Here is a 16,192-nt window from a genome sequence, read left to right as displayed (position 1 = left end):
TTTACGACGCCTCCAGCGCGATGAGGTAGTCTCTAATCGTCTTTTTGAAGGAACCATTCTCATTGAAATCAATGACAAAGACCAAGTGGCCTGATAAATCACGATTCTTCAAACTAAAGTCGATTTTCAACAACATAATCACCGTATCTGGTGTTTCTTCAACAGCAAGCTGAGCGGTCAGCTTGTTTGGCATCGAATGAAATGTTTGTGGTAGCAGAGTCTTTACAGGTTTATTAAGAATATTCGATATGGTAGAAAGACAGTTATTTAGCAGAATATTACCTAGTTCACTTAAAGCCTCTTCCTCTAATTCTGCATCAATCTCGATCTCATCTTCGCTGCCCAACATAACATTGACCAGATCTAAACTTCGAGATTCAGGAAACAGCAAAGCCGCTTTTCCCGAAAAGAACCCTGAAAACTCCTGACTAACGCCAGTCAACATTTGCGGTAGTCTTTCTTCGAAAATTTTCGTTGCCTCCTGCAGACTCAAAAAATCAAGTACAGGTACGCTCAGCAAAACTTCCTCATTAGCAATTTGCGAGAGTGACGCAGCAGACTTACCCACACCGATATTGACCAGCTCTACAACAACATCGTATTCATCATCAGTTAAAAATTTACCCATCACTAACCACCTATAATATTGGCTAATTCTTCTGGTTTTACAGGTTTACCAATGAAAGCCAATCCCATCGCTGTGGCTCTGTCACGAATCGCATCCTGAATGTTAGCGGTCACCAAGGTCTGTTTAATGTGCGGATATTGCGCCGACACCACCTCGGCTAACTCTAATCCATTTCGCTCAGGCATATTGAAGTCAATCAACATCAGGTCAACTGATTCGTTAGCCAGATGTACTTCTGCCGCATCGGCACTGTTTACTTCACTAATTTGAAGTGACTCATCAATCTTTCGCAAAGACTTAGTCAACGCTAGACGACTGACTTTACTATCATCGACCAGTAAGACACGTAATGACATAAATTCTCAACCTTAGGCTTAATATGAATATTCTCATAGCATACGCAAAGGCTTTGAAAAACTAGATAGGTATTGTTGAGGCTTTTTGTTACAGAATGTCTCTGAAATGCAAGATCGATAGACATTACAATCAATGACAGAGTAAAAGAAAAAACAGAGGGAGTATTCAGAAAGGTGCAGAAACAAAAAAGGCACCATAAATGGTGCCCGGGACCGGAATCATTTTTTACATATATTTCAATAACATAAATAGATAAAGGTGTTTATTCGGTGCTAGTACATATTACTTATACTATTTTTATACCACTTGCTCTCTTCTGAGCAATACTATCAACCAGTGAATGATGCTCAGGTAAATAGAATACATGCTCCCAATCTGGCGCTATTTCTTGCACTTGTACATTCTCAAAACCAGCTTCTTTAAGCATGTCAACTAATGTGAAACGAAGCGTCCTAGATATGTAACCATTCCAATAACGACCATACCTCTCCATAGATTCAATTGCTTCATCAAATATTTCTATTTTGAGTTCTGCTCTTTTCTCTTCCGGTGACATTTCATCTAACATAGTACTACTCCTTAATCACAACTCATTTGAAATGACGCATGATTATTACACACCTTATAACCTAGCCACTAAGAAAAAGGTTCTGATTTAGAGTTTTATTAAGAAATAATTCTAACCTCTCAAATTTAAAGGCTTACAGTGATTTAAATAGCTTTTTTAAATACCTCATAAATTGCATTTCATTTCAGTTTACTGCAATTTCATTTTTCATAAAGACACTGTGTTTATAGGCTATGACGGCCTGTTATTGCACTTTTAGAATTGCAGAAATCAAAAAAAGCGTAAAGCACGCAGGCGTGGGGAGGAGTGCTTTTTGGGGCTGGGATGTGTGGCGCCATGAGGAATTTCAGGCATTAAAAAGGGCGCTACGTGCGCCCTTTTGTGTTTGTTGATGGGGTTTCTATTTGAGAAGTGGTTGCAGCTTGGCCGCTTGTTCTGTGGCTTCTGCGCTTTTTTGTGTGTAGCTGGATGTGTTCATAGGCGGTGATGTGGTTGCCGCGCCACCTGGATCACTCCATGTGTATGAGTGGTTGTGTGTTCCTGCAATTTTAGCGAGGTCTGCTACGGTGTTCATGAGGTCGTGAAGCAAACTATAAATGTTTGTTGTGTCGTCACCCGCATGGTGTTTGGTGGCAATGACTTCGGCTAGTTGCCCTGCCTTGAGCTTTAGGTCTTTCTCTATCTCGGTGAGACTGTTCTTTCCTTTGGTTTCCCACTCGTTGTCCTTATTCACTTGCATGTATCCGGTTTCGGATTGTTGCCAGCGTTGATCTGTCTCGGCCATGTTTGGCAGTTTTAAACCATGTGGCAATATGGAACGAATAAAAGGGTGTGCTGGTGATCCATAGGCAAAGGCCAATTCAACAATGGTTCCTTTACTTGGCTTTGACCAAAAGCCACGTTGCTCCCCGCCAGCCGATACGGGCAATAGAACGTCTTCCATTACTGGAACGTCTTTATCCTCTTCCCCGCTCTTTTTCAGTAGCTGAACCGATACTGTGTATATTGGCTCTTCTTCCGTTGCCGTTTGTCCGGCCAGGGGCTTTTGTATGTCTGTCACTTTTGCCCACATTGGCAAGTGCCAACCACTTTTCAGCTCTGGGTATTTACGCATTAAAACGCGTTCAATTACCTTTTCCATGACACCACCATTTTTGCGTCTATCATGCGAATGCTTTTTAACCTGGTCCCGTTCAACATGAAGTTTGGTCTTAGACCTGGTATTGCCATTATCTCAGCGCTTTGGGTTGGGCTTTGTTTATCAAACAAGCTATTGGCAATGTTAATGGGTTGCTTTGGCCAATGACCATCGGACCATGAGCCAACATAAATGAGTCCATCCCTTCTCTGTTGCCAAAGGTAATCTTTAATCTCAAGCATGTTGCCCAATGATTGCAGAAGGTGAAAACCATTCCCTGTATTGAAGCAATAAGGAATGGCTTTGGTTGTGTAGTCTGCTTGTGGAATTGTGAAGCCAACTCCGGTTAATTTTTTCACTTCGTCCAGAATATCTTTTAGTGTTTTGTTACGAAGTGATAGTGGCACCCTTTGTTCAAGGGCATTGGCTTTTTCACGGCAAAAGATCGACCAAACACCATTGCTGATTTTGGCCGCTCTTTCGATATACCCATAGAAGTGATTGTGCTGCTTGCCGTTATTTACTTTAAATGAAAATAGCACGATGCCACTGGGTGAATCTGTTGCGTTAATCTTGAAGGTAGCACGACCTGGAATGCTTGAATCCAATACGATGTCATGAGTTATTAAACTTGAAGCTTCACCGTTGATTTTGAGAGTGTAATCATACTTCATCTGTTGCCGAGTCCTCGCCGGCTAACTTTTCATCCAGATACGCAAAAACGTTTTCTAACCAAGTGGGTTGTGATGTTGTTGCACTGGCTTCTTCTGAAATTACCTTGTCATCTGCAGGTACCGCTTTTGCCTCATTCTCTTTGATTTTTAGCGATTCCACTTTTTCGGAAATGGATTGATGCTCAATCAGCACAAAGGACACTAGCCAGGCTTGAGCATCATCAAGCTCTCTCGCTGTTAATTTGTCCGAGAACTTAACTTGTCTGATACCAAACGCTTTGGCTGTTTGGTTATCAATGTTGTAGATTTTTCTGGTACCTGTGTCGTTGTCTTTATCCATGCTGAGTAATTTAATGCTTTTTAGGTCATCTGCATCGGAATACTTAATGTTAAGCGACACTCGCAAACGACATGCTTTCTCGCCCTCTTCCGCTGTAGCCGTAGACGAACTTTTACCAGACAAATCGGATTCAGGCAGACTAAATTCACAATCTACCTTAATGCCATATCCTTTGATTTCGGTACCATTTAAGGAAAGGATGATCATTCAATTTAGCCTTCAAAGCTCGGCCAGTATTGATCGTCTGATACATCTAGTTCCACAAGATCATCACGGTCAAGCAATGCGATTAATGCTTCACGGTTTGCTGAAATCCATGCAGCACACGCGGCTTTGTCTTCTTCACCATAAATACCAAGTGAAGCATTAATTTGACCGATTTGGTTCCAATGTATGTTGATACGACGAGTGCATTCCGTGTTTGCTAATGCAGTTTGCTCTTCAAGTGTTGGCGACATTTCTGGTTCTTCTAATAGCGCCCCTTCAGGTACTTCTTCACCAAGGGTGGCAATGGTGTGCTGACTGCCATCGGCCAACCAATACTGGGTGCCAACCTTGTCGACGACATAATGCCAAGAGCCGTTTTTAAAATACCGCTGATGACCGTCTTTTTCTGCAATCAATTCAACGTTTGTAGCGAAAGCAGGAATCATTTCACGACCTGTCACTGGGTCTTTTTTGGCTTGAATTTGCTTGGTGAAGATGGGGTATTTCGCCCCTAATTTGAATGCGTATAACATCATAATTGAGGCTCCTTAAAGTCGGGTTTTGCCGTAGTAGGCTATGTTGTGGGGGCGTGCCACTCCACCTCCCCAACTTGTATTAGTTAAAAAATCTTTATTACTACTAGCCCCATTCATTGCCAACCCCCTAATGCTCAAATAGTCCTGCGGGTTTGCTCTATCCATTCCAAACGCATCTAAATAAGCTTGACTATTACCTTGGTATTCAGTGTCAGATTCAGCACTATGTATTGTTCCATCCCATCTTTCGTTGTAAGACATTACAGTTCCTTTCTGCATAGATCCAAACACTCTCCCATCATCAACACCACGTCCATCATCAAACATGCGGATAAACTCGCCGCCAACAATCGGGAGTGACACCGTTATCGAGCCGTCTTCTTCATTCATAAAGCCGTAATACCCGCCATATGTTATTGGGTCAGCATCTTTTGTCGCTTGTTCAATGTAGTTTGATGAAGCTGCAGCTATTGCACAGGCAATGGGATGGTCGTTACTACTGATTGTTGAGCCGTCCAAAGCGTATTCACCTGGTCGCAAAATATCAGTCGTGTCGGTCCATAACTTTGCAATATCAAGCACGTTGTTACCTGTTTTAGGATTCACTTGTTCAACGACATAGAACTCACCAGCAATAAAACGTACCGTTAAAAGAGCGCTTTTAAAGAGTTGGTTGGCTGAAGCGATACCTGATAATGCAACTGGGCCTAGCCCATCAATGGCAATAGTCACTTTGTTAGTATTAGTTTGCGGAACAACAAAGGTGAATTCGTTGTAGTCTTTTAATGCCGTAACAATCGAATCGCTCTCTTTTGATGTAAGAATAATGTTATTTTCGGTACCGCTTACCTCAAACAGTCGCTTATACGTGCTGTCATTGAGAAGTGAAATATTGCGCCCCTCAACTACGTCCCCTACTTCATCTAACTCTGCAATTTTAGTGAGGTAATGCACCACACCATTCTCGTCGGTGTAATCTTCAAATGGCCCCGTATCAATCACAAATTCTGCAACGGCACTTAGGTCTGAAATATCACCTTGAAGAGACACGTTTAACCAGATTTCATTTGGAAATGTATTCGTAGTGATTTCTTGTGCTTCTGCATTTTTAATGCGAATACCGCCCACGTAACCAACACCAGCCGCTACGCTATAAGTGCCATTCGCCCCTGTTACTTTCCAGCCATCTCCTAGAAAGCCTTCATGGCCGTAAATGTCCAAATTCGATAAGCGCTCGCGTTCATCGATGCCGCTTAATCTGGCACTAAAGTCGATTTGCCACGTTTCAGCAGGTACGGTGATAGAGGTAGTTTGTTGAATGCCGGTATAAGCAATAAGAAAGTTACGAGTAATGGTGTTGCCAGCTATCCCGCCGTCATTCTTTCTTTTTTGAATGGTTGGCACATATGAAACGGCGATCAATACCCCTTCATCATCGACAAGGCCAATCCAGTTAAAATTGTAATTACCCACATTGGAGCCCATGACCAATGAGTAAACCACTTGATTGGTGTTTACATAGCCTGATTTAGTGACATCCAATTGATCCACCACATTGGCTGTGTCTGGAATAGATTCTATTCGTGTCGCTGGCTCGCTTCCTAGCCCGTCGATGAATGCCAGCACAAACTTAGTAATGTTAAGTGTGGCATTGTCGCCCTGCTTTTTGGCAATCTGGTTTTCTCCGGCAATGGTAATAAAAGCCATAATGTCTCTCTCTTGTTTCTATTAGACGCTCGCCACGTCTAAAGCCCATGTGTGTCCAACTTCATCGCTTTGAGTCGTTGTTTTGGCTTGCCAAGGTTCAATCTGCTCTTTTGCAATATCCAATGACCAAGAACCGCCTACCTCAAACACCTCTATACTCACTCCAAGCGACGTTAATACCGTCAACTCATATCGCCGGCAGGTGCGTCCGTACTGTTGAATGATGTAGCTTAATAACTCTGTGTTTTCAGCGATTTGGGAGTCAGATAAACGTAATGTAATGACATCCCAATTCTCTGAATCTGACCGTTCAATGACGTCTACATAGCCAATTCCCAAACGCTCAAAAATAGCGACAAAGCCAGCTTTCGAACCAGCGTCCATGGCATTCTGCTCAGCGTATTTCACTCGCTTTCTAAATAGCTCTTCAGGTTCATTCGAAAAACGCTTTACGTCTTTTTGGAATGCCAAATACTTCAGTAATGCTGAATGACACGTTTCCGCATCCATTTGATCGAGCGGTACCTGTAGCCACTTTTCAACTTTGCCCCACCATGCATCGAACGCCGTTTTCAGTGCTTTTGCTTTTTCTCCATGACGCATCCAAACCGGTAACGAATACTTTTCCATGCTCAGCCCTCGACCACACTCAGCGAACTTAGGCGAGGAATGGCCAGCTCAGACACAATACTGGTAAGGCTAAATTCCACATCTTCTAAGCCCTCTACTAAATCGAAAAGCTCACCACCCAAATTGGTAAATGAGAAGCGAGAAAAGGGCTCTGTTTTCGTCATCTGATAGGCAGCATTGCCACGGAATGCCGCGTAAATCGCGTTATATATCACCGCTTTTTTGGCTTCTTTTTCTTCATCCAATAACGTGTCCGAAAAATACACAGTGGCCGTTAAATCATGCTCAGTTTCAGGCATAGCATTAGCAACCAAATCATCACCATGTCCGTGATAGCCTTCTGTTGAAATCTGGCGGTTAATGGTTTCAAGGTAACTTTGCGCTGGCGCATTTAGCTCAAACAATATGTAGGCATTGGCGGTTCCTGGCCCACGCGGTGCATCGTGCTGAAACCAGATATTTTGCTCACTGACACCAACCCAAGATGAAATCAAATACTTATAAACACCGTCCGTGTGGTAATGACTTAGCGTATTGAATGCATTACGAATTCGGGGCCGATAATCTTCAATGTCTTCCAAATCCGCCCCGACTTGATCAATCCAATTATCAGGGTTAGTAACGCTGATTCCCTCTAAATCACAATTCGAGAAATAACCTGGCTCTAAGTTATAAGCGGTTGCCGCTGTTTCCGATGTCACTGACACAATCAAACCCGCTTCACCGTCATCAAATACGGCATCTACATCGGTCATCACCCTGTAAATGGTGTTATTGATTAAATCGGTATAAATCACGGTACCAGCCGGAACATTGAAAGCTCCCGCCGTATTACTTCGCGTAAATACGACGCGGCCTTTCAAAAACTGGGCTTGCTTACGTGGGCAGTTGTAACTATCTCCCCATAGTTCAATAAAGGATTCACCCACTGTTTTTAAGAAAAACTGCGGCATGACATTTTTAATGAGTAATTGCACAAGCGACTGCACAGGCTTAGTGGCTATCGCAGAAATAAGCCGCCAAAACGGTGAATAATCAGAGTTGTTAGCAATGGTCGACCCAGACTCAGAAAGAACCGTTCGAAACTCTGCCGTTATGGCCTGTTCCGTTGTGGGTACTCCGTTATCAACCAATACCTGCTCAAAGTCTGCTGTCATACCGTCACCGTAATGCGTTCACCGGATACGGTTTGCGCTTCGCACATTAACGACTCACCATTTAATGCAACACTGGCCGTACCTGGATAAACGCGCTCGTCATTCTCCATTTCTATTTCAATGTCTGTGCATAGCGCGGAAATGGTTGTTGGGTTGCGTTCACCAATCATTTTGAATGCATAGGCTTTTTCACGAATCATGTGGCGCAAGTCTTGTGCGACACAATCCCCACCCGATACCAAACGTGGCTCGCCAATAGCGGACAAATCCAAATCATCATCTCTGATTAATAAATCAATGCTCGCCATTAGCCCGCTTCCATTTCCAATTGATACATAAGCTCGTCACCGCGCACGCCTTGGCCATGGTTGTTTACTTCTATCTTTTCCACTTGAACCGACTTCTTAGAGCCGCCAAACATATTGCTAATGGATTGAAACAACCCACCAGAGTCCCCACTGCTTTGGCTAGAACCAGACCCTGGCAGAGACACCATGCTGTTTACTGTTTCAGAATGACTAACGGCTTTCGACACCACCTCTTGTGAGGTACTGTTTTCAACATCAATACCCGGTATCCAACTGAGTTTTTGTTTCAGCCAATCTACCTTGTCACCAAGAAAGGCGAACGGATCAAGGGTGTTTAGCCAGTTTTTAAAATCGACCCACCACTGCTTAATGGATTCGAACAAATCAATTCGTAAGTCCCATTCAGGCATGAACGACACTGAACCAAGCCAGACTTGAAAGTCTCCCCACCACTGTTGAATGGGCTCAAATATCGCAGTATTAGCCAATGCCGACATACCAGAAAAGAAACGCTTAACCGCTGCAGTTACGTCATCCCAATAAACAACCAAAGCGACCAGCGCGGCAATCAATGCGACAACACCCACGACAATCCAAGTTAGTGGGTTAGCCAATAGTGCCGCCGTAAACGCCCAAATGGCTGGTAAGCTTGTTAGTATTCCCGTCTTCATAGACATAAAAACACCGGCCAACGCAGGGCCATAAAGCACGTAAGCCAATAAGGCTGTTCTTGCTAACCACAGTGAGGCTGTCCATGCCTTCATCACTAATTGCGCGCCCCAAACGATGGGCTTAACGATGATAAAGCGCATCGTCAGCCCTACCATGGCATAACGGGCCAAGCCAATTGCAATACTCATCAATCCAGCAATAGCAACAAAGGCAATAAATGCAGTTGCCGCTAAACCAATGGCTTTAGTTAAATGCGGGTATTTATCTGTCCATTCCACAATCACCAAAGTGGCGCTTGTAATGGAATCAATAAATGGATTAATAGCCGGTAATGCCTTTTGCCAAACCGCAATAGACACACCTCGAATACCAGCGGCCACCTGAGCAAACGGATCACGCATAGCCTTAGCCATATCAATGGCTTTTTGCATGCTGGTTATGTTGCCTAGCTTGTCTATATCGCTGCTAAGCTTGCCAATGTCATTCGACATTAACTTAATGAATGACACCGCCTGATCGGAGCCAAACGCGTCACTAAGTACATCTTGCACTTCTAATGCATTTAGCCCTTTGGTTTTGGTGTTAATCATTTCAAGGATTTCAACAATCGGAAGTAACTGACCGCTTTCGTCAGTAAAACTCAAACCCAACTTACCCTGAGCATTGGCTAACCCTTCCAAGAAAGCGCCGTATTTTGTACCGGATTCAGAACCACTCATGGTGGCTTGCAAGGTGCCCAATACCGCCATTTGCTCATGAAGTTTTACCCCCATCGTGGCGGCATCCGCTCCAATGGATTCGAACGCGGCCGACATTTCTGGCCCCGTTGTTTTAAACATTTGCACTGCTTTCGCAGTTTGCCCAGCCAACATCTCTACCCAAGTGCCCTTGCCCATTTCATTGGCTTGGCGCTTGAAGATGCCATACATAGAACCAAAGTAACTGGTAATGTCGGTTACATTTGCCTTTGTGGCTTTTGCCAACGTACCCGCCGCTGTAGTGAACCGCGGCAAATCGTTATCCACCAAGCCATCAATGGCCGATTGAATATCGTATGCCGAGCGAACATAACCGGCTGCTTGATCACCAAACTCAATCGAATATTTGAGCCCAGCTTGATTAAGCCGAGCTAGTGTTTGATCTGCCACTTCCAACGAACGCACTTCATTCAGCGCGTTGTTCATGTCATTTGCCGGGTTGACCGTGGAAGCAAAAGAGGTTGATGCTGCAATTAATGCAGTCACCCCCGCTGCAGTATTCATAAACGCTTTGCGGGAGTTATCCGTTACATTTTTGATGGTGCGTTGAATGCCTTTCATGGGCGCAGTAATGCGATCCAATAAACCGATTGTCAGCATCAATCTGTCTAACCCTCGCGCCATTTGTCACCTACCCTGAAAAAGCCTTATTAATGCCATTTGTTATGGCTGCCGTGTTTCTTTCCAATTCACGCCCTTCTAACCACAGTGCTCGACCTAAGTTTTCAAACGAATCATCAGCATGTGGTAGATGGCGCATTCTGAGTGTTACGAGTTGCTCAAATCCGTTTCTTTCGATGAATTTGCAGAACTCGCTCGCGTCTTTACCACTTTTGGTAAATCGCTGGTAAAGTCTTCGGTAATGACTCCCACGGCCTCCATAACCAAAGTAGACTTTGGATTGTTGTTGCCATCGACCAACATGCTTTTTAGGGTCGCGTGCTGCTCTTGCTTAACCGTGTTGGACAATAAGTTATAAGCTCCCATTGTCACTTTGCCGCCCGCCATCGAATCTACAAACTTGTTGTACTCTCGGTTGGTCACCGTGAATTCAAAGTTCTCTGTTCCAATCGTTACCACGATCACTTGTGCTTCAGACATACCTTTCCCCTATTTTTTAGCGTCATAGACCTGCTTAAAAAGGTCTTCAATTTTCCGTTCCAGCCTTCCGGCCAGATCATTAATCTCATTTTTATGAGCATACTTTTCCGCTGCATCTATCTTGTGCTGCATCAGGCCGCGTTCATTTGCAGAAATTCGATTGAATAAAAATGCCAAGAAGCCGCCCAAGCCACCGACTACAGCCGACAAAATAAACATAACGATGGTCAGTTCTGCTTGTGACAGCTCCATAAACACCTACCCTTTTTTGACTTCAAAAAACTTAGTCATAAGCGGCATCACATTTTTAATCGCACGCTCACCAAACAAAAAGCCAAGCACTAACACGTTTATTACCATCAATGCGCTTTCTTGCTTTTGCGACAATGTTGTCCACTCTGCAAACCACAAAAAGTCCATGTATAAGGTGGCAAAGCCCCATACAGGGCGCTGCAATCCACGCAAGAAAATCATTACCGGACCAAAAAACGGAATGGCTTTTAAATCGCTCGCCGTGCCTTCTAACTCTGCAATTCGTTGAGTTAAATTTTTCTCGGCTTCACTTGTTGCGTCATCTACTTGCCTTTGTGCTTGCAGTTGAAATTCACGAAGCTTTTCTTCCAACTCCGCTTTTTTATCTGGCGATAAATCCGGTGGAAAGTAGTCTTTTACCAATCCTGCAATCGATGACACAATGCCGCTTTCACCTGTAAATAAGCTTTTCAAACCGCCTAAAATCCCCATCAATCCAGACTCCGTTTTTTCACCTCTGCCCACCACGCTTTCACATCGAAATTCGGGCAGGTTTTGTGTGTGTTTAAATCGCAATGGCCAACGATCTGCGCCTTTGGGTATTCAGCGTGTAAGGCCAAAAACAAACCTTCTAGTGAGCGCATTTGCTCGTCAGTAAATTTGTCTCGACCCACTAAGCAGACACCCAATGATTCATGGTTGTATGGATCAGCATGAGCGCCCTGCCAATACACTGGTCGACCCGCTTCGATGTCACCATCTAGCTTGATGACTGCGTGATAACCAATCCCATCCCAACCACGCTCCAAGTGCCAACGATGAATGTCTTCCGCCGCTGTCTCTCGGCCATTCGGCGTATCAGAACAGTGGACAACAAGATATTTAATCTTCATCTACAGCCCCAACGTCTCGATGAAGTTTTGATCCGCATAAGGCACACCGTTGATTTCAACAAAGCGCGAATCAGTTACCGTGTACGGAATGGTGTGTTCCAGTTTGTCGCCGCCATCACCGCTAGCATCTAACAACTTGCTAATGCTCAACTTACAGCCGTAAGCCGCTGTCTTTAATGATTGATCGACCGTCTTACCAAGCCCGATGATGTCAAAGGTGCCTAGCTGCTGCACCGACCCCACCTTGCGAGCCTCTTCAATCACACGGTTAAAGTTTTCAGTATCCAACGTGATTTCACCGCTGGCCGCTAATGTGCCGTTTACATGGCCATGCGGAACGCCTCGGGTCGTTACCGCTTTGACACCGTCTTCAATGTTGAGCGTAAACTGCTTTACATTGATCAATGACGTACCCAACGACACGTTTACATCCATTCCAGAAATATGATGTGGCATTTCTACACCTCATTGCTTAGTTCTAATGCCACTGTCGCAGCAATGGCTTTAGGGCTGTTATATGGTCGAATCAACAGTCCCACCTCTACGTTTGTTCTGCTTTTCCAAGTGATAGCGACATCACCGTCTTGTGGTGGCTTTACATCACCTGGCACCGTATTTTTTCCAACCAAACTGGACTTACTTCGATTAATCAGTGGGCGCATAAAATAGGCTTCATGAGCAGCAACCGAAGTGGGTGTATTGTTCAAAGCACGATCCGCAATCTTCTTAATGCCTAGAATGCGCACTTCTCGCTTACACACATTCACCACACGGCAATTTTCAATCACTGCAAAATCACTGGCTTCAGGGGCGAGCGTCATACCATCGCTGCAATAGATACCGTCATAATCGGCATACACTTGCGGCACAGTGCCGCGGGCATCGTTCAGTGCTTTGGCATGACTCATATTGAAAGTAATACCGTCTTTATCCACTGGTAACGTGGATAAGCCCACAATGGCACCACTGGCCACACGCATTGGCGAATCCGCAATGGATTGGTCTTCATGGCACAAACGGCCACAGTAAGTACCCAACCAGCCTGAAAACACTTCTGGTACCAAAGACAAAGATGGCGCTGCTACGCCGTCTTGCAGTTCGTCAAAGCTGGCAATGAAATCTGCCCATACTGTTGAAGCATCCATCTCCGATGTCACAGCAAACCAGTGCAAATAACGGCCATACTGATTTTCCGCGCTCACCACTGCCACATTCATGGCGTCTAAGTCTTCTTGTGTCGTCACTGGGTCTGTCACCACAACCGCTTCACAAACTAAGTTGTTGGCCATAGCGGAATCGAACGCCGTTTGCCATTCACCAGCGGTACCCACTGGCATGGCAATGGCCGTCCAGTTTGTGCCGGCATTCTGTCTTGCCTTTTGAATGGTCGTTTTAAGCTTGCTGGCATTCACGCCTAGCACATCGTCTAAATCAGTTGTTTGGTCGATGTACTGAACCGTCCCCGCGTTTTTCCCGGCCAACCCGATGAATAAAAATTGGTTCTCAGCGCTAGTAAAATCGCCGTTTCCATTGTCCTGACTGCTAACGCTAACGCTGCCTAATGCCATGTTATTTGCCTCTGCTTAGTTCTGCTTTCATGACGTCATGCGCCATTTGTTTTACCCATTGCGTGTCGTTGGAAAAGAACTCGCGGGACGGCAATACGGTTTGCCAGCTTTTTACTCCGCCTTTTCTTCCACCCTTGCCATGCTTTAGTTCGTTTAAAAGTCCGAGCGCTTGCCACTTCGTTAGATTCTCAACGATGTATCGACGGCTAATTTTCTTTCGTTTGCCATCCTTATCTCGCTCTCGCCAACGGTACCCAAACCGCATAATGGCATTTGCTTGTGCCATACTTGCTGGCTCAGTTCGCCAATCCGCTTTTTGTTGTTCGCTCATCTTTCTGGCATTAAAGGTTCGTGTAATGCCTTCTTGGTGCTCATTGGCTACTCGGCCCATTTGCGCATTTTTAAACCCAACGGTGATGGCGTTCCCTTTCGTTCTTTGACGAATATTCGCGCCCTTTACCAAGCCACTTAACATCAACCCTTTGCGTGTTCTGGGTTTACGCCTTTGCTTAAACCTTTTGCCTTGCGTGCTACTTTGATTCTTTACGTTCTTTCTGGACTGCTTTTTTACTTCACGTCCCATTTGAGCAAGGGCACGCTTTTTTCTGTGTCTTGGTAATCTCAACATCTGCAATTCCGCATTAATGGCATGTTCGCCACGCCAGAATGCTTGTAGACCGCTGCTATTCATTAACGCCCATCAAATCAAACGACTCAGCCACATCATGAGCAGAATGGACCAGCGCCCATTTCTGGCCGTTGTATTCAATGTTTCCCTGCTCACTGGGTGAGATGTACACGTCTTCTTCAAACATCAACGTAATCTCAACATCTGCTGTACTGTTATCCAACACATCGAACACCACTTTTGGTTCTGGCTCTTTCATGGCATTGCGGTCATCGTTATCCGCTAACCAGGTAATCAAGCGAGTATGCAAAACCTCAATCGGATATTTTGTGTAGGCAAAACGCTCAATCGAAAACACCGCTCTGTATTCCATGGTGTAGAGCAGCACGCTGTTACCATCGAAACGGCCACGCGTGGTTTGCTCTAACTCTTCCACCCAAGCGTCGAATTGCTCATTTCGAAAACAATGGGTTGATTCTAAAAACGCTCTTAGAGCGGCCATTTTTTTCATAATATTGATGCCCTAAAACCATCGGCATACTTGCGGCGTTTCGGCACAGCACCATGCGCTTCCGCAATCAGTAGAAGGCGCTTAGCAATCCAATCTATGTTGCGTTGGGCATCTCCTTTCCATTCCGTCACAATGATCTCGTTACGCTCTCCCTGAATTTCCGCAGCCGCTTTTCGTCCAACCGTCTCAAAGTATTTAATCAGTGCTGAACGTGCCCACCCCATCACAGCCGCTTTGTATGCTGGTACCAATTCGGCATTCACTTCAGCTAAACTCTCCGCGTCTTTCACGCTTTGCAAAATCAACACAAAGTCCAATAACTCGTCATTCACATGCCTAATGGCATTGTTCAACTCAAATACCATTGGGGCCTCGTCGTATTCATCCGGTAAGCGATAGGTTTCAATAAATGCGCGCACACTCATATCTGGAAAGAACCCATTTGGGTTTTCGATTTCGGTATCTGTTGCGCTGCTATCTGCTTTACCGTTTAAACTCACACTCAAGCTCCAATTTGTTAAAAACACCGACCAAGTGGTTTTGGTATTGGTTGACTAGCAGCCAAACCGCCACCACTGGCGATGTCTCGCGGGGAGTCGTTATACTTTTAACTTTGCCTGTAACTCACGAATGCGCTTTTTGGCACCCGCATGTGGGTTAATGTCCATTGCGGTTTCATAAGCATTAAGCGCTGGTTCATATTCTGCTAAGGCGTCTAAATGCTTACCGTAGATGACGTACATCTTCCCTTTGACGACTTTGTTCAATTCCCACTTCTCGGCTTCCATGGCTTCCATTAATTGCTCAAGGTATGGCCCCGATGACTTGTGAGCGTCTAACTGAGCCTTGGCCCAGTCATACACCTGATCACAAACAAAGGTGGCAATGTTCGAGTTGAAACGACCAGGCATTAGCTGAATTTTTTGTGAAACCAAATGAAGTGCCAGTGGCATAGCGCGGCCAATGTCTTTCAAGTCAAACAGCCAGATCATCACCCACACCGCGACAATGTTTGGATAACGTGCACCGGATGAAACAAAGCCGTTTACAAAATCTTCCAAGCGTTTAATTGCTTCCGCCTTGTATGGCGCTCGCTCTTCAATGTCTTCCACACTGGTTACTTCATCCATCAGACCAACCAACATTTGCTTGTGGGTTTCCAGCTCAGGGTTCCCCACAAAATCCGATTCATCATCCAGCATTTCTTTAATGGCTTGGATTTCGGATTCAGCATCGTCAACACGGTTTTCAAGGTCGCTGACATCGTCTTTTAAGTTGTTTAGATCAGCTTCTGAACCGTCACTGCCCGACGAATCGGCTGGTGTATCGACCACTTTTACTTCAGCTTTCTTTTGCATGTTTTTGCGAAGTTTCGACGCAGCTTTTGGCTTAGCATTACCACCTTTGGCCTCACTTTTATGCGCGCCCTTTTGTTTGTTCAACTTCGCCAATCGATCCATCTGGCGTTTTTTAATCAAGTTCATGCTGGTTTCCATTTGTATGGGTTTAATCAATGGCACTCGCTTTAAATCGAATGCCATTTGTTAAACCAAAACGTG

Annotated in this window: 23 protein-coding genes; all 23 read right to left on the bottom strand. The window is 44.9% G+C overall.

Annotation, left to right across the window (positions count from 1 at the left end):
- Window position 1: 1 nt before the first annotated feature.
- Window positions 2–628: a hypothetical protein gene (locus ACHUFM_RS00505; protein WP_394178516.1), complete on the bottom strand. Its 627-nt coding sequence runs from the start codon at window positions 626–628 to the stop codon at window positions 2–4.
- Between the two features lie 2 nt (window positions 629–630).
- The gene (locus ACHUFM_RS00500; RefSeq protein ID WP_394178514.1) at window positions 631–984 is read right to left on the bottom strand and encodes a response regulator; all 354 of its coding nucleotides are present in this window, start codon (window positions 982–984) and stop codon (window positions 631–633) included.
- Window positions 985–1,271: 287 nt separating this feature from the next.
- Complete coding sequence (locus tag ACHUFM_RS00495) at window positions 1,272–1,553, bottom strand: hypothetical protein (protein WP_394178512.1); 282 nt, start codon at window positions 1,551–1,553, stop codon at window positions 1,272–1,274.
- Between the two features lie 400 nt (window positions 1,554–1,953).
- Window positions 1,954–2,694, bottom strand: a complete 741-nt coding sequence (locus ACHUFM_RS00490; protein ID WP_394178510.1) for a hypothetical protein — start codon at window positions 2,692–2,694, stop codon at window positions 1,954–1,956.
- Window positions 2,682–3,365, bottom strand: a complete 684-nt coding sequence (locus ACHUFM_RS00485) for a hypothetical protein (protein ID WP_394178508.1) — start codon at window positions 3,363–3,365, stop codon at window positions 2,682–2,684. The genes ACHUFM_RS00490 and ACHUFM_RS00485 overlap by 13 nt, the downstream gene beginning before the upstream one ends.
- Complete coding sequence (locus ACHUFM_RS00480; RefSeq protein WP_394178506.1) at window positions 3,355–3,912, bottom strand: baseplate complex protein; 558 nt, start codon at window positions 3,910–3,912, stop codon at window positions 3,355–3,357. Before ACHUFM_RS00480 ends, ACHUFM_RS00485 begins: the two co-directional genes overlap by 11 nt.
- A 5-nt stretch (window positions 3,913–3,917) precedes the next feature.
- A complete protein-coding gene (locus ACHUFM_RS00475; protein ID WP_394178505.1) occupies window positions 3,918–4,448 on the bottom strand; it encodes a hypothetical protein in 531 nt (176 codons plus the stop codon).
- Between the two features lie 12 nt (window positions 4,449–4,460).
- A complete protein-coding gene (locus tag ACHUFM_RS00470) occupies window positions 4,461–6,155 on the bottom strand; it encodes a phage tail-collar fiber domain-containing protein (protein ID WP_394178503.1) in 1,695 nt (564 codons plus the stop codon).
- 21 nt (window positions 6,156–6,176) lie between these two features.
- Window positions 6,177–6,785 (bottom strand): phage tail protein, encoded by a 609-nt coding sequence (locus ACHUFM_RS00465; protein ID WP_394178501.1) that lies wholly within the window; start codon window positions 6,783–6,785, stop codon window positions 6,177–6,179.
- Between the two features lie 2 nt (window positions 6,786–6,787).
- Window positions 6,788–7,942, bottom strand: coding sequence for a baseplate J/gp47 family protein (locus tag ACHUFM_RS00460; protein WP_394178499.1), 1,155 nt, complete (start codon window positions 7,940–7,942; stop codon window positions 6,788–6,790).
- Window positions 7,939–8,250, bottom strand: a complete 312-nt coding sequence (locus ACHUFM_RS00455) for a DUF2590 family protein (RefSeq protein ID WP_394178497.1) — start codon at window positions 8,248–8,250, stop codon at window positions 7,939–7,941. Before ACHUFM_RS00455 ends, ACHUFM_RS00460 begins: the two co-directional genes overlap by 4 nt.
- Window positions 8,250–10,304, bottom strand: coding sequence for a phage tail tape measure protein (locus ACHUFM_RS00450; RefSeq protein WP_394178495.1), 2,055 nt, complete (start codon window positions 10,302–10,304; stop codon window positions 8,250–8,252). Before ACHUFM_RS00450 ends, ACHUFM_RS00455 begins: the two co-directional genes overlap by 1 nt.
- A 7-nt stretch (window positions 10,305–10,311) precedes the next feature.
- Window positions 10,312–10,440 (bottom strand): DUF6890 family protein, encoded by a 129-nt coding sequence (locus ACHUFM_RS00445; RefSeq protein ID WP_394178493.1) that lies wholly within the window; start codon window positions 10,438–10,440, stop codon window positions 10,312–10,314.
- Window positions 10,441–10,448: 8 nt separating this feature from the next.
- The gene (locus tag ACHUFM_RS00440; protein ID WP_394178491.1) at window positions 10,449–10,781 is read right to left on the bottom strand and encodes a putative phage tail assembly chaperone; all 333 of its coding nucleotides are present in this window, start codon (window positions 10,779–10,781) and stop codon (window positions 10,449–10,451) included.
- 9 nt (window positions 10,782–10,790) lie between these two features.
- Window positions 10,791–11,033, bottom strand: a complete 243-nt coding sequence (locus tag ACHUFM_RS00435; protein WP_113874387.1) for a hypothetical protein — start codon at window positions 11,031–11,033, stop codon at window positions 10,791–10,793.
- 6 nt (window positions 11,034–11,039) lie between these two features.
- Window positions 11,040–11,525, bottom strand: a complete 486-nt coding sequence (locus ACHUFM_RS00430; RefSeq protein ID WP_394178489.1) for a hypothetical protein — start codon at window positions 11,523–11,525, stop codon at window positions 11,040–11,042.
- On the bottom strand, window positions 11,525–11,926 hold the full coding sequence (locus ACHUFM_RS00425) for an N-acetylmuramoyl-L-alanine amidase (RefSeq protein WP_394178487.1): 402 nt from the start codon (window positions 11,924–11,926) through the stop codon (window positions 11,525–11,527). Before ACHUFM_RS00425 ends, ACHUFM_RS00430 begins: the two co-directional genes overlap by 1 nt.
- A complete protein-coding gene (locus ACHUFM_RS00420; RefSeq protein WP_394178486.1) occupies window positions 11,927–12,382 on the bottom strand; it encodes a phage protein in 456 nt (151 codons plus the stop codon).
- Window positions 12,383–12,384: 2 nt separating this feature from the next.
- The gene (locus ACHUFM_RS00415) at window positions 12,385–13,494 is read right to left on the bottom strand and encodes a DUF2586 domain-containing protein (RefSeq protein WP_394178484.1); all 1,110 of its coding nucleotides are present in this window, start codon (window positions 13,492–13,494) and stop codon (window positions 12,385–12,387) included.
- 1 nt (window position 13,495) lies between these two features.
- The gene (locus ACHUFM_RS00410) at window positions 13,496–14,185 is read right to left on the bottom strand and encodes a hypothetical protein (RefSeq protein ID WP_394178482.1); all 690 of its coding nucleotides are present in this window, start codon (window positions 14,183–14,185) and stop codon (window positions 13,496–13,498) included.
- Window positions 14,178–14,633: a phage tail protein gene (locus ACHUFM_RS00405; RefSeq protein ID WP_394178480.1), complete on the bottom strand. Its 456-nt coding sequence runs from the start codon at window positions 14,631–14,633 to the stop codon at window positions 14,178–14,180. The genes ACHUFM_RS00410 and ACHUFM_RS00405 overlap by 8 nt, the downstream gene beginning before the upstream one ends.
- Window positions 14,630–15,133 carry a head completion/stabilization protein gene (locus tag ACHUFM_RS00400; protein WP_394178478.1) on the bottom strand — a complete coding sequence of 168 codons (504 nt, stop codon included), beginning with the start codon at window positions 15,131–15,133 and terminating at the stop codon, window positions 14,630–14,632. Before ACHUFM_RS00400 ends, ACHUFM_RS00405 begins: the two co-directional genes overlap by 4 nt.
- Before the next feature lie 99 nt (window positions 15,134–15,232).
- Window positions 15,233–16,174, bottom strand: coding sequence for a phage terminase small subunit (gene gpM / locus ACHUFM_RS00395; protein ID WP_394178476.1), 942 nt, complete (start codon window positions 16,172–16,174; stop codon window positions 15,233–15,235).
- Window positions 16,175–16,192: the final 18 nt, after the last annotated feature.

The sequence above is a fragment of the Marinomonas posidonica genome (assembly GCF_043643765.1).
GTDB classification, from domain to species: domain Bacteria; phylum Pseudomonadota; class Gammaproteobacteria; order Pseudomonadales; family Marinomonadaceae; genus Marinomonas; species Marinomonas posidonica_A.
The sequence above is the reverse complement of the archived record's forward strand: the minus strand, read 5'-3'. Positions and strand labels throughout refer to the sequence as shown.